Consider the following 14,604-nt stretch of genomic DNA (forward strand, 5'->3'; position numbering starts at 1 on the left):
TATTTTAAAAATTTGAAAAAAAAGAACCCATAAAAATGAGTTCTTTCTTATTTTAATATGATGTTTTATTAATTCTTAATTAATCTTTTAGAAGCTATAGATTCTCCACTTGTAAGTTTCATCATGTAAACTCCTTTAGATAAAGAAGAAATATTTAAACTGTTATTATTTAATTTTGAGGTACTTAAAACTTTCTTACCTAATAAATTGTAAATCTCTACTTTATTAATTTCTACAGTAGAAGAAATGCTTATAAATTGATTTGCTGGATTTGGATACAGTGAAACTTTAGATGCGAAAACATCATCTATAGAAGCTGTAGAATCTGAAGACACTTTTATTTCATTAGAATAGTTAAATGCCTTATCAACAGAATATATCTTATAGTAAGTTCCTGCAACGTGTGTTTCTGTAAATGATGTGTTTGTGCCAATATAAACAACAGTCCCTGTTAAATTTCCAGTTCCATTGGTAGTGGTGTTGCCAACATTATAGATACCATTTTGGTTTGGGTCATTGTCTGCATTTGGGTCTGTAGCATATTTAATTACTACATAACCACCTCCATCTATACCTGTTGCAGGTGCAGTCCAACTTATGGTTCCAGTTCCAGAATTGTTTACGTAAGTTCCACCAGAAGCAGCATCTGGAGCAGTATTATCATAATCTCCTGCATATACTACAAAATCATCAAAAGAAATTAAAGGTTTATCTACACCTTTATCTCCACCAATTCTTGCTACAGCCCAATTGGAAGCGTCAAAATCTGCACCTGTTGTAACTTTTGCATACGCTTTTGTCCAAGTATTAGCTGCAAAAGTAGTTGCATCTGTTTTGTTTTTTGTTTTACCACTAGAAGTATTATTTAAATAAATTCCTGGTTTTAAATTAGCATCATCTAAGGCAGTTGGAGATTTATAGAAAAATTGAATTGTGTAAGTTGTGTTTGCACTTAATGCGTTTGGAGATGCTGTTGAAGGCGTTTGAAGACGAGCATTGTCTTTATCATTATTAAGTTGTGCTTGTGCAGAAAAATTACCTGTTCTTGCATCTGCTGGTGTATCTAAAATTTTCTCATCAGTTGTTCCTCCAGTACTTGAAATAGACCATGTTGTAGAAGCTGTTCCTTTAGCAGAAGACCCTTGGCTTTTTAAATTACCAGCTGTTTGGTTTTCTAATCCTCCATCCATAATTGGAAACTCTCCAATAACTTGCTGGCTCCAAGTATAGTTCATGCAAAAACAAACTGCCAAGAATGTAAATAGTGTTTTAGAATTTTTTTTAAAAAGTAATGTTGTTTTCATAAAATGATTTTAAGAAGTTAATAAATTAGATTAAAACTTTTATTTAAAACTGGTAAACCAATTTGGTAAACCAAATATACAAATAAAATTCAATTTTCAAAGTATAAGTTAAAATTACTTTAAAAACCTAATTGTTAAACTCTTAATAGTTTAAATTGAGGGTAAAATTGTACAGAAGTTACACAATATCTATTCTTTATTATTTTTGTTGAAGAGCACTAGAACCCACAGATGCTTTTTTAAACCAAACTTCTGCATAACTTCCATTTGCATATTGTTTTGCGATATCACCTTCATAAACCTTAGATCCAGTTTTAACATTCGCCTGATTGTATGCTCCTTGTTTGAAATAATTGATTTCGCCAGCATAAGCTATTTTGCGTTCAACTCCACCACCTTTTTCTCTATTAGCATATGTTTTTTTTACTTGTTCAGGCACATCTGCTCTTGTTCCAAATTCTGTTTTTATTAAACTTTTTGTAAATGTTACAGTTTTATGGTTTTTACTTGTAAAAGTTAAATACATAATTCCTTTATATACGTTAACTTCATAACTAAATTCTTCACCTAAAGCAATCCCATTTTCTGGTTCTTTTGGGTAGGAATTTGCTGAATCTCCAACTACGGAAAAATCATATCCCCAAACTGCTGTAGAATAATCAAACCTTCCAATATTATCGCCTTTTGTATTAATTTCATAGTTCCAAAAAACAGAACCTTTTGTATGATTTGGAAATTTTTTGTAATAAATTTTTAAAGGTTCATTTTCATGACCCTCATCACTATGAATTTGACCAACAACCACAGAATATGCAGAAGCTTTAGTAGCATTACCAGTTGTAGAAACGTGCATTACTTTTAAGGTTCCTGTTAATTTACCTCCAGTTTCTGGTGTCCAGTATTTTTTTTGATGTAATTCTGTTCTGGTGTTGCTTGATGTTTTTGATGTGATTCCAGAATTTGGTGTTTTATATACTACCCAATCTGTTTCTCCATCATTTTGAACGTAGAAAAAACCTTCTTTTTGAAAACCAACTAAATCATTAGACTTTGTTCCATCACCCAAAAGAATTTTCCATTTATGCATAAACGGAATTACATCACTTGGATATTTAATCGCTTTTTTATCTTGATTATTTGAATCAACTTTAGCTTTACTGCTTTTTTGACAAGCAAAAAACGTAAGGAAAACAATACTAAAAAAACTGATTTTTTTCATATTAATACATTAATTTTTGTTTCAAATTTTCTTCAGTTTTTATATTCCCTGAATTGATAAAAGTGTTATTTGATTCTATATTATTTTTTGCTCCCCATAAAATAGAAACAAATTCTACGTTATTATTTTTAAACGTATTGTTATTGATATTTACATTTACAATTCCTCTATGATTTAGCAATATTTTATTCTTTTCTTTTGCACCACAGTTTGTAAAAGTAGAATTAGTTACCAAAAGGTTTCCACCAATAGTAGATTCATCATAACCACCTCTGTAATAATCGATAACGTTTTGATTTACACTTTTAAAGTTACAACCATTTATGGTTAAATATTCTGTATTGTAATCTCCTCTATCATTTGTTTCTTCAGATAATTCTAGTCCGTTTTCACAATTGCTAATTGAAGAACCTTCAAATGTAATTTCCTCAGCAAATGCTTGTTTATAGACTTTTAAGACATAATTAAAATTACTGATTTCACAATAATTAACTTTTAATCTAAAGTGATTTGACATATTATTTTTTAATGTTGCAAAAAGATAGTTGGTATTGTTTCCTTTTAAAATTAAGCTTTCAATTTTAAGTTTCCCAAAAGGTTCTAAGGAGAATAATGGTGTGTCTTTTTCTCCATTGTAAATTATATTAGCTTTTCCATCTCCAGAACTTGTAATAGTAATAGACTTTTTGATAACTAATGGTTTGTTAATTTCAAATAAACCAATTCCTAAGTCTATAATATCTCCATTTTGAGCTGCATCAATTTTTTCTTGAATATCCCCACCATTTAAAACTTTATGTGTTTTAGGTTCTCTCTCTATTTTCTCATCAGAATACCAAGAAGCACCATATTTTGTTTTGTCTAAAATATCTATAGTTATGTTTTCTGTGGATAAAATTGCACCAATTTGATTTGACTTTTCTCTAGATGTTCCCAATAAGTCATTTTTAATTATATCAAAATCGAAACCACTATAAGGTTTTACATCACTAAAACCAGTAATAGGTACAGATATATTTGAACCAATATCAGTTAAGGTTAGTTTTTTTGATATTAGGCCATGAGCATTTTTAATTTCTACACCATTATTATCAATAACATTACTTTTAAAAGTAACACCATCTGCTTTATCGTGTTCAATTATGGGATTTTTATCACCTGTTGAGTTATAAATTACATTATTTACAACCTCTGTTCTTAAAGGTCTTGCAGATCTAATTTCAGATTTTGGTAACACATCTTTTTGTGCTAAATTTTGCCCAACTCCAAATTGAAAAGGCGAGTCTGAATCTACAAACGTATTGTAAGCCACAACAACATCTGTTACTTGATTGTATCTGTTTAAAGGAGATTTTGGAATTCCATTCATTATAGCAATCGGACTTCTAAAATTCTTTCCTTTTATTTTGTAAAAAAGATTATTTGTAACCCAATGACCTGTATTAATAATTCTAATTCCTCCATAATTTTCGTTTTCTCCATCACCAATAAAATAATTACCATCAACAGAAACATAATTACCATGTCTTGTAACAACAGATCCTTCACTTTTGTAAAACACATTGTTTTTAATAATGTTAAAATTGGTTTTACTTGATATAATTTCTACTTCTCCATTACATTCTTCAAACAAATTATTTGCAATTAGTGTATTGCTTGGTGACATTGATGTAAAGCTACTTCCTAACTGAATTGTTTCTCCTCTTGCACCACCTTTTCTTGGTCTTGGTCCAAAATGATTGTTTATGATTTTGTGGTAATTTCTAATACTTTGATTTCCTTTTAAATCTACTCTAAGAGTTGGTCCTCCATTTGTTTTTCCTGCTAAATAACAATTACTAAATTCGTTATGTTTGCCATAAAGTTGTACCCAAAGATTGTCTTGATCTCTCTCTAAATTATTAAAATCTAAAATAACGCAATTGGTAACTTTGCTATTGTTTGCAACTTCTTTAGGGCTGGTTCTAAAGGCAATTACATTTTTTTTAGGAGAATGTCCGTTTCTAAAAAATAAACCTTCTACTTTTAAATAATTTCCACTCATTTCTAAGCTAGAAGTTCCTTCTATAAATACTTTTCCTGGATTTTCTGCCTTTAAAGTAATTGGGTTTTGAAGAGTTCCTTCTCCTACAAATTTTATAGCTACATCTTTATAAATACCATTTTTTAATACAATGTTATCTCCGGCTTTACTATTTTTTAAAGCTTCTTTCAAAGCAGATGTATTATTAACTAAAATTGTATTTTCAGCTTTTTCATTACAGGAAATTAGTAACAATAAGAAGATTATAAAAGTGAAATTTTTAAACATAAATAGTCTTTTAATATTAAAAAATATAGAAATAAAAATTGGTTTACCAATTTGGTTTACCAAATATATGTAGTTAATCTGGATTTAAAAAATTTTAACTCTAGAAACTACATTGTAATAATAAGAATTTACTTTGCAAATTATTAGAAACGGTATTATTATATCCTATAATCGCACTTTAAATGGCCATAATGTTTTTATCTTTATTGTTTAGAATTATAATATAAGATGAAGACTTTTTTAACAGAAGAATTTTTATTACAAAATGATTTTGCAAAAGAACTGTACCATAATTTTGCAAAAAAACTACCAATTATAGATTATCACAATCACTTACCACCCAATGAAATTGCAGCAGACAGACAATTTGAAAATATTACTCAAGTTTGGTTGCATGGAGACCATTACAAATGGCGAGCAATGCGTGCTTTTGGCATAGATGAAAAATACATTACTGGAAATGCTTCTGATAAAGAAAAATTTTTAAAATGGGCAGAAGTAGTGCCTTTTACAATTCGAAATCCATTGTTTCATTGGACGCATTTAGAGTTAAAAGTCCATTTTGGAATTGAAGAAATCTTATCACCCAAAAATGCTGAAGAAATTTATGAGAAAACCTCAAAAATGTTACAGCAAAAAACACATTCTGCTAACGGTTTATTACAATTAATGAATGTAGAATCTTTATGCACTACAGATGATCCTATAGATTCTTTAACACATCATATTGCTATTCAAAAAGATGCTTCTAAAGTAAAAACTTTCCCAACTTTTAGGCCAGATAAAGCTTTTGCAGTAGAAGATGTAAAAAATTATAACAATTATCTCTTAAAATTAGAAACAGCTACTCAAGTATCCATCAATAATTATGAAGAATTACTAATTGCTTTAGAAAACAGAGTTAATTTTTTTAATGAAAATGGTTGTAAATTATCTGACCATGGTTTAGGACAATTGTATTTTTTTGAAACTGAAAAATTTGATATCAATCAACTTTTTAAAAAAATAAAATCACAACAAAACTTAACTTGTGATGAAGTTGCTTTTTTTAAAGCAAAAACAATGATTGCTTTAGGTAAAATGTACCATAAAAAAGGTTGGACAATGCAACTACATTTAGGTGCTATTAGAAATAATAACAAACGCCTGTTAAATAAATTAGGACCAGATACTGGATTTGATTCTATTGGAGATTTTTCTCAGGCTGAAGCTTTAAGCGGTTTTTTAAATATTTTAGATAGTACAAATGAGTTGACAAAAACCATTGTTTATAACTTAAACCCATCAGATAATGAGGTTTTTGCAACTATGGTTGGTAATTTTAATGATGGTACTATAAAAGGGAAAGTTCAATTTGGTGCAGCTTGGTGGTTTCTAGATCAGAAAGATGGTATGGAAAAACAAATTAACACACTTTCTAACCAAGGTTTATTAAGTTGTTTTGTAGGTATGTTAACAGATTCTAGAAGTTTTTTATCTTTTCCTAGGCATGAGTATTTTAGACGAATTTTATGCAATGTTATTGGAACAGATGTAGCCAATGGAGAATTGCCAAATGATATGGATTTCCTTGGAAAAATTGTAAGTGATATTTGTTATTATAATGCTAAAAATTACTTTAATTTCGAATAACTTTTTTAAAAAATTTAATAAAGTTAATTTCTTAATTTATACTGTTAAATCACATAGTTTTAAGTTTGTGAGATTTTTTAATTATTGTTGATAATAAAGTATGCAAAGTTACTTTACATAACATTTTAAAACTTTAGTTGTAAGTGTATCTTTTTTAAATACAATAAAATACAAGCCACTAGGTAGTTGAGAGACGTCTAGCTTTTCATTTTTGAATCTTTTTTTTGTGTCAATTTTTCGTCCAGAATAATCATACATTTCTATGGCATTGTAATTGTCTGAATTGGAATTTTTAAACTCTACTTCTTTGGATGAGGGGTTTGGATATAACAAAATATTCTCTGCTTTTTCTTTTAAAATTTTTATGTCTATATCAACAGAAAGTGTAGTCGGGTTTTCTTCAATACTAAAATCTGCAAATTTTACAATTTCATCCTGTAAATCTTGTGCATTGTTTAAGCTTCTATAAATGCCCCATTTTGGTCTTGCAAAATCGGCTCCATCTTGCCACATATCTTTATTATTATCTGCATAACTTAATATAACTTGACCTGTAGCTATATTTTTAATTTCTAAATGATAACTACCAGAATTGCTAAACTTTATCGTTTCAACAACAGAAACCCAATTGCCTCTAAATAAATCTAAATTTGCCGATTTTAAAGTAGTTTGGTTGGTTGTAGAAGTATGTCTTAATTCCAATCTATCTGGATTCGATTTTCTTAATGTAAAAGAAATCATTGGAATGGAAGCATAAGGACCTCCAACAGATTTTATTTGATGAATATGCGTAAAACTTGAAGTAGGCTTAAAAGTATCAGAAAGTTTAAATTTCCATTTATATTGCACAGTTTCTCCATTTCTTGCAATTAAATTTTCTGGAGATCCACCATAGGTTTTTATTTCATTTCTTTGTCTGTCATTTACCCCAACTTTGCATCGATCATTATCTGGAGAAACATGCAAATGAAATAGAAATACATTTTTATCTAACTGGTTGTCAAAGCTTTCTGTAATGTGTCTGCCAAAGGCTGAATGATTGCAATCTGGAACTTCAACAACATCTCTATTGGGATTAGCAAAAACTGAATTTATCAATTCATACGTATTTCCTGCGCCATTTGCTTCTAAAACAACTTGAGCCGAAATTGCTGTATAAAAGAATACGCATATAAGAGAAATGTAATAATATTTATTCATACTTAAATTGGTTAACCAATTTGGTTTTCCAAAGATACATTAAAAATATATAATGAAATGTTAATTATATCAAATCAAACTGTCTTGGTAACCAAAGTGTTAATTCTGGAAAATAAGTAATTACCAAAAGTACAACAATCATCACTAAAAATAAGGGTAGAAGTGGCCTTACTACTTGCTGAATTTTTAAATTAGCCACACTACACCCAACAAAGAGCACAGAACCAACAGGAGGTGTACACAATCCAATACATAAATTCATAATCATAATAATTCCGAAATGAATTGGATCCATTCCTAAACTAGTTACAATTGGTAAAAAGATGGGAGTAAAAATTAATACTGCAGGAGTCATATCCATAAAAACCCCAACAAATAATAATATTAAATTAATAATGATTAGAATTACAATAGGATTATCACTAATAGCCAATAATGTATTACTAATTTCTTGCGGAATATTTTCATAACTCATTACCCAAGACATCGCAATTGAAGTTGCAATTAAGAGTAAAACTATTGCCGAAGTTTTTACAGTTTCTAACAAAATAGGAGAAATATCTTTCATAGAAATTTCTTTGTAAACAAAACCTAAAACAAGCGTGTAAATTACTGCAATTGCAGAAGCTTCTGTTGCTGTAAAAATTCCTGCTACAATACCTCCAATAACTACTACTAACAGCATTAAACTTGGAAAAGCCGCAATAAATCTTTTAAAAAATTCTTTAAAACTGACTAGCTTATCTGTAGGATATTTTTTGATGATTGAATAGATTAAGGCCACAATCATTAATGATAAACCAATTAATAAACCTGGCACATAACCTGCAATAAATAAGGCAGCAATAGAAACCCCACCACTTGCTAAAGAATACACAATCAATACATTACTTGGTGGAATAATTAAACCTGTAGTTGCACTTGTAATGTTTACAGCAGCACTAAAAGATTTATCATAACCATCTTTTTCCATCATTGGATTCATAAATCCACCAATGGCTGATGCTGCAGCAACAGCAGAACCAGAAATTGCACCAAAAAGCATACAAGAAATAATATTAACAAAAGCCAAACCTCCAGGCAATGGGCCTACAATAGCTTTGGCAAAGTTTATGAGTCGGACTGCGATTCCTCCACGATTCATAATTTGTCCTGCGAGTATAAAAAATGGAATGGCAGATAATGTAAAACTATCTAACGAAGTTGCCATTCTTTGTGCCAAAGTTGTAACAGATGGCAAAAAAGGCATCGCACTTAATAAGGTAAATAATGCTGCTAAACCAATGGCATAAGCAATAGGTACTCTTAAAGATAGGAAAACTAAAAAACTGCAAACTAAAATAAGGACTTCTACTAAATTCATAATTTTATGCTTTTTTTAATTTTCTATTATTGATAAATGTGTGCAAACTATAGTAACAAATTAAGAGTCCAGAAATTGGGACTACCATATAAATAAATCCAAGAGGAATTTCTAAAGTTGCAGAGGTTTGTCCGAATTGAAAACTTAACTGACATAAACGAATTCCGCCAATAACCATTACTGTAAAAGCGAAAAAGAAAGTAGATAAATAGACAATTCCATCAAATAGGTTTTGCTTTTTTGCGACTACTTTTTCTGGAATTAAATCAATTGCCAAGTGCAAATGTTTTCCTGTTGCATACGCTGCTCCTAACAATCCTAGCCAAATTAAAGAAAAGCTCGAAATTTCATCGGTTATGGTACTCGGATTTTTCAAAATAAATCTCGAAAATACTTGCCAAATCACACTAAACAACATTAAGGCTAATATAAAAAGCACTAATTTTTCTAAAATACTATCAATTTTTGCTCTCATTACTGTTTATTTTTAATGGATGAAATTAAAGTTTTCATTTCTGCATTATCTTTAAACAACTCTAAAATTCCTTTGGTTTGTGTTTCAAATGGTGTTTTATCTGGATAAATTACAGTAACACCTGCTTTTTTAACGGCTTCTAAAGATGCTTTTTCAGAAGCTGCCCACAATCTTCTTTGTGCTATGGTGCTCTCTGCAACAGATTCTTCTAACCAAGTTTTTTCTTGGGCACTTAACCTTTTCCAAGTATCAGTTCCAATTAATAAAACGTCAGGTACAGAAGTATGTTCGTCTAAAGAATAAAATTTACAAACTTCGTAATGTTTAGAAGTAAAAAAACTTGGTGGGTTATTTTCTGCACCATCTACAACACCTTGTTGTAAAGCTGTATATAATTCTCCCCAAGAAATGGGTGTTGGAGAACCTCCTAAATCATTTACCATTGCAACTGCCATGTTACTTTTTTGCACTCTAATCTTTTTTCCTATTAAATCATTTGGTGATTTAATAGGGTTTTCTTTCATATAAAAACTTCTACTTCCAGCATCATAAAAAGTCAATCCTCTTAATCTAAATTTTTCTCCTTTCAATAATAAACTTTCACCAATTTCACTATCAAAAACACTAAAAGTATGTGCTTTGTCTCTAAACATATAAGGTACACTAAACACCTTGTATTCTGGAATAAAATTTTCTAAAACAGCTGCTGAAACCTTGGTAATATCTAGACTACCAATTTGCAACAACTCTAAACATTCTCTTTCTCCTCCTAATTGACTACTTGGATAAATATTTACAATAAATTTTCCATTGGATTTTTCTTTAAGTTTTTTGCCTAAAATAACCATAGCTTCATGCACAGGATGTTTGGTATCTAAAGCATGAGCTAAACGTAAAATTTTAACCTCATTTTTAGATTTGCATCCAATAAGTACTATTGAAAAAATGATAAAAAAAAGTGATAAAAAAAGCGTATTTTTTTTCATTTATTGATGTCTTAATTATTTACAATTAGTATAGAAAATTTGTGCATTTTACAAGGAACGTCTAATTCCAATTTCTAAACCTCGTAACTCTGCCAAACCTCTTAAACGCCCAATTCCAGAGTAACCAGGATTTGTTTTTTTCTTTAAGTCGTCTAACATTTTATGTCCATGATCGGGTCTAAAAGGCATTCTTACATCTTGTCTGCCAGCTGCAATTCTTTTTTGTTGTTCCAAAATTAGTGCTTTCATTACTTCATACATATCTACATCGCCCTCTAAGTGGTCTGCTTCATGAAAATTACCTTCATTATCTCTTTTTGTGGCACGTAAATGAATAAAATGAATTCTATCTCCTAAACGTTCTACCATTCCTGCTAAATCGTTATCTGCTCTTACTCCAAAAGACCCTGTACAAAAGGTTAACCCATTATTTGGTGATTTTACTGCATTATAAATATCTACAATATCTTGTTCTGTAGAAACTACTCTTGGTAACCCTAAAATTGGAAAAGGAGGATCATCTGGATGAATGCACATTAAAACACCAGCTTGTTCTGCTGTAGGAATAATTTCTGATAAAAATGAAAACAAATTTGCTTTTAATTCTTTGGGCCCTATACTGTTATAAGTTGCTAAAATGGTATTGAATTCCTCCAAAGAATATCCTTCTTCTGCTCCTGGTAGACCAGCAATAATGTTTCTAATTAATCTTTTTTGATCTTCTTCAGATGCATTTTTCAAAAATTCAGCTGCTTTTTGTTTTTGAGCATCAGTATATTCGTTTTCTGCTCCTGGTCTTTTTAATAGATACAATTCGAATGCAGCAAAAGCAGCTGCTTCAAAACGTAAAGCTGTAGAATTATCTGCAACTTCATAATCTAAATTGGTTCTTGTCCAATCTAAAACAGGCATAAAGTTGTAACATACAATGTCAACTCCACAAGCACCTAAATTCAAAAGCGTTTGTTTGTAGTTTTCAATATATTTTTTATAATCACCAGATTTGGTTTTAATGTTTTCGTGAATTGGCACAGATTCTACAACAGACCAAGTCAAGCCAACACTCTCTATTAAATCTTTTCTTTTGTTAATTTCTTTAATAGTCCAAATTTCTCCATTTGGTATATGATGTAATGCAGAAACAATTCCTGTTGCACCACTTTGTTTTATATCCGACAAAGAAACTGGGTCATTTGGTCCATACCATCTCCAAGTTTGTTCTAAATTATTTCTCATTTTATATTTTAATATTAATGATTTTAAAGTTCTAAATATTTTGCCACGAATTCACGAATTAAAAAATTACCTAATTCTATTATCACAAAAATTTCACAACAGTGCTTCTTCCCTTTGGGAAGAATAAGATGGGATTCTAAACCCCACTATAAGCTGCAAATCCACCATCAATAGGAATTACAATTCCAGTTACAAAGGCTGATGCATCATCACATAAAAACTTAGTTGAACTGATTAAATCATCAGGAGTTCCATAACGTTCCATAGGTGTTTGATCGATAATTTGTTGTCCTCTTTGCGTTAAACTTCCATCTTCATTTGTTAGTAAACTCCTGTTTTGGTCTGTTAAGAAAAATCCTGGAGCCAAAGCATTTACGCGAATACCTACTTTAGAAAAATGAACAGCCAACCATTGTGTAAAATTAGAAATGGCTGCTTTTGCACCACTGTAAGCAGGTATTTTTGTTAATGGAGTAAAAGCGTTCATTGAAGAAATATTCAAAATTGAACAACCTTCACGTCCAACCATATCTGTTGCAAAAACTTGTGTAGGAATTAACGTTCCTAAAAAATTTAAATTAAATGTAAATTCAATTCCTTTTGGATCTAAATCAAAAAAAGTTTTAAAACCTTCTGTTTTATTATTTAAATCTTCCATTTGAAAAAACGGATTAGAGGTCGTGCCTAAAGGATGATTTCCTCCAGCACCATTTACTAGAATGTCTATTTTGCCAAAAGCGTCATTTACTTCTTGTTTTGCATTTACTAAAGAATCTTTTTCTAAAACATTGGCTGCAACTCCAATTGCTTTTCCTCCATTTGTATTAATTTCATCTGCAACTTTATCTGCAGCTTCTTTTCTTAAATCTAAAACAGCAATGTTGTTTCCTTCTCTTGCCAATGCTTTTGCTAAAGTGCTACATAAAACGCCTCCAGCACCAGTTAATACAATTGTTTTACCCATTTTTTGTTTTTTTTAAATGTAATATAATGATACTATTTGTTCTAAATATAATGATACGTAAAAGGAATAATAAAATTCAAACCACTAAATACCAGTTATTTATATTTAAAAATTGAATTCGGAATTCACATTAATTAAAGTTATTTTAATATCAATTTGAAATTGGAAAACATACAATAATATTCCTATTACGAACTCACCCAAATATTAAAATGGCTATTTTTACCTTAGTAAATCACAATTATTTTATGAAAACTAAATATACTATTTTATCTCTTTGTATACTCTTTGTTGGATTTTCAAACACTTTTTTTGGACAAAAAATCCCAGAAATTATCAGCAATAAAAAAGTTAAAAAAGAAAATTATTTACCTAATTTTAGTTTTGCAGGATATCATAATGGAGAAAAAGAAATTCCAACTTCTAAAGGAAAAGTAATTTTAGCAAGCGATTTTGGTGTGACTGCAAATGATGGTTTAGACGATTCTAAAAACTTGATAAAAGCCATAAAAGAAGCCAATAAAATTGATGGTAAAGTAACTTTACAACTACCTGTGGGCAGAATTATTATTAGTGAAATTATTTATTTAGAAAGAAGCAACTTTGTTTTAAGAGGAGCTGGAACTGGAGAAATGGGAACAGAAATTTATTTTCCAAGACCTTTAATCTATGTAAAAGACCCAGAAGATTTACAAGAATTACGTGAATATTTATTAAAATTTGATAAAAGACAACGTGAAAAACAAAATAATATAGATTTGCCTTTTTCGCAATATGCTTGGACAGGTGGTTTTATTTGGACTCGTGTACCAAAAGTAAGAGTAAAATCTTATCTTCAAAAATATGAACAACCTTACAACGTTTTTGCAAATGTTTTAAAAGGAAAACGTGGCGAACATACTTTTACAGTTGCAAATGCTTCAAAACTAAAAAAAGGAGACGTTTTTGTGTTGCAATTGTTTAATAAAGATGGAGAAAAAGGGAGTATTATTTCCGATTTATATCAAAATGAAAAATTGAAAGTTGGTTCACATCATTGGATGTTTCCAGACTTACCCTTAGTAAATCAACAAGTTGTTATTGAGTCTATTAAAGGAAATAAAGTTACCATAAAATCACCTCTGACCATAGATGTTAAACCAAGCTACAAAGCACAACTTTCTGAATGGAAACATTTAAAAGAAGTGGGTATAGAGCATATAAAATTAACTTTTCCAAACGCACCAAGAGTTGCACATCATGTAGAACCTGGTTTTAACGGAATTTATTTAACCCGAGTTTTTAATAGTTGGGTAAAAAATGTAGTGATTGAAAATGCAGATAGTGGAATTTTAACGGAAGAAATAGCTAACACAACCATTAAAAACATCACTACAAAAGGAGCAAATATGGCTCATTATACAGTTGCAATGGCTGGTGTACATAATGTTTTGGCAGAGAATATTAAAGTGTATAATAATGCTGTGCATCCTTTGAGTTTTAATACATTTTCTACCAAAAACGTGTATTTGAATTGCGAAGTTTTTGTAAACCCTATTTTAGACCAACATTCTGGAGCAAATCATCAAAATTTATTTGATAATATTACAGTGCATTTAACGCCAAAAGAAGACAGAAGTTATCCGCTTTTTGCTGGTGGTGGAGCTGGTTATTGGAAACCCTCTCATGGTGCTTTTAGTACTTTTTGGAATATAAATGTAAATGTTTTAGGAACTTTAAATAATGCTTCTCCTATTTTATTAAACGGAATGAAAGATGGGCCTTTTGCACGGTTAATAGGTGTTCATGGCAATCATCAATTTACTATAAATTATGGGCCAAGTTCTTATATAGAAATGACAAACTTTACTCTTGAGAAAATTCCTTCGCTTTATAAATATCAATTGGGCAAAAGATTAAAAAAATAGTTATCTT

Annotated in this window: 11 protein-coding genes; 2 read left to right on the forward strand and 9 right to left on the reverse strand. The window is 29.9% G+C overall.

The features are described 5' to 3' along the window. Positions 1 to 68: 68 nt before the first annotated feature. From ACY2RW_RS09615 to ACY2RW_RS09625, 3 genes are all read right to left on the reverse strand, one after another. Positions 69 to 1,304, reverse strand: coding sequence for a T9SS type A sorting domain-containing protein (locus ACY2RW_RS09615; RefSeq protein WP_490122511.1), 1,236 nt, complete (start codon positions 1,302 to 1,304; stop codon positions 69 to 71). A 199-nt stretch (positions 1,305 to 1,503) separates the two neighbouring features. Continuing rightward, entirely contained in the window at positions 1,504 to 2,523 is a 1,020-nt protein-coding gene (locus ACY2RW_RS09620; protein WP_490122512.1) for a polysaccharide lyase family 7 protein, read from the reverse strand. Between the two features lies 1 nt (position 2,524). After that, complete coding sequence (locus ACY2RW_RS09625) at positions 2,525 to 4,834, reverse strand: chondroitinase-B domain-containing protein (protein ID WP_490122513.1); 2,310 nt, start codon at positions 4,832 to 4,834, stop codon at positions 2,525 to 2,527. A gap of 228 nt (positions 4,835 to 5,062) precedes the next feature. Here ACY2RW_RS09625 and uxaC point away from each other — a divergent pair, with 228 nt between their 5' ends. Next, the gene (uxaC, locus tag ACY2RW_RS09630) at positions 5,063 to 6,466 is read left to right on the forward strand and encodes a glucuronate isomerase (RefSeq protein ID WP_490122514.1); all 1,404 of its coding nucleotides are present in this window, start codon (positions 5,063 to 5,065) and stop codon (positions 6,464 to 6,466) included. Between the two features lie 108 nt (positions 6,467 to 6,574). On the opposite strand, the gene ACY2RW_RS09635 is transcribed toward uxaC, so the two are convergent. From ACY2RW_RS09635 to ACY2RW_RS09660, 6 genes are all read right to left on the reverse strand, one after another. After that, complete coding sequence (locus ACY2RW_RS09635; RefSeq protein ID WP_490122515.1) at positions 6,575 to 7,666, reverse strand: T9SS type A sorting domain-containing protein; 1,092 nt, start codon at positions 7,664 to 7,666, stop codon at positions 6,575 to 6,577. A gap of 64 nt (positions 7,667 to 7,730) precedes the next feature. Beyond that, on the reverse strand, positions 7,731 to 9,029 hold the full coding sequence (locus ACY2RW_RS09640; protein ID WP_490122516.1) for a TRAP transporter large permease: 1,299 nt from the start codon (positions 9,027 to 9,029) through the stop codon (positions 7,731 to 7,733). A gap of 4 nt (positions 9,030 to 9,033) precedes the next feature. Further along, the gene (locus ACY2RW_RS09645) at positions 9,034 to 9,504 is read right to left on the reverse strand and encodes a TRAP transporter small permease (protein WP_490122517.1); all 471 of its coding nucleotides are present in this window, start codon (positions 9,502 to 9,504) and stop codon (positions 9,034 to 9,036) included. Beyond that, a complete protein-coding gene (locus ACY2RW_RS09650; protein ID WP_490122518.1) occupies positions 9,504 to 10,490 on the reverse strand; it encodes a TRAP transporter substrate-binding protein in 987 nt (328 codons plus the stop codon). The genes ACY2RW_RS09645 and ACY2RW_RS09650 overlap by 1 nt, the downstream gene beginning before the upstream one ends. 48 nt (positions 10,491 to 10,538) lie before the next feature. Next, positions 10,539 to 11,726, reverse strand: coding sequence for a mannonate dehydratase (uxuA, locus tag ACY2RW_RS09655; protein ID WP_490122519.1), 1,188 nt, complete (start codon positions 11,724 to 11,726; stop codon positions 10,539 to 10,541). A gap of 136 nt (positions 11,727 to 11,862) precedes the next feature. Further along, positions 11,863 to 12,690, reverse strand: a complete 828-nt coding sequence (locus ACY2RW_RS09660) for an SDR family oxidoreductase (protein ID WP_490122520.1) — start codon at positions 12,688 to 12,690, stop codon at positions 11,863 to 11,865. Between the two features lie 248 nt (positions 12,691 to 12,938). On the opposite strand from ACY2RW_RS09660, the gene ACY2RW_RS09665 reads away from it, so the two are divergent. Then, complete coding sequence (locus ACY2RW_RS09665; RefSeq protein WP_490122521.1) at positions 12,939 to 14,597, forward strand: hypothetical protein; 1,659 nt, start codon at positions 12,939 to 12,941, stop codon at positions 14,595 to 14,597. Positions 14,598 to 14,604: the final 7 nt, after the last annotated feature.

It is taken from the genome of Polaribacter sp. 2305UL8-11 (assembly GCF_058147165.1).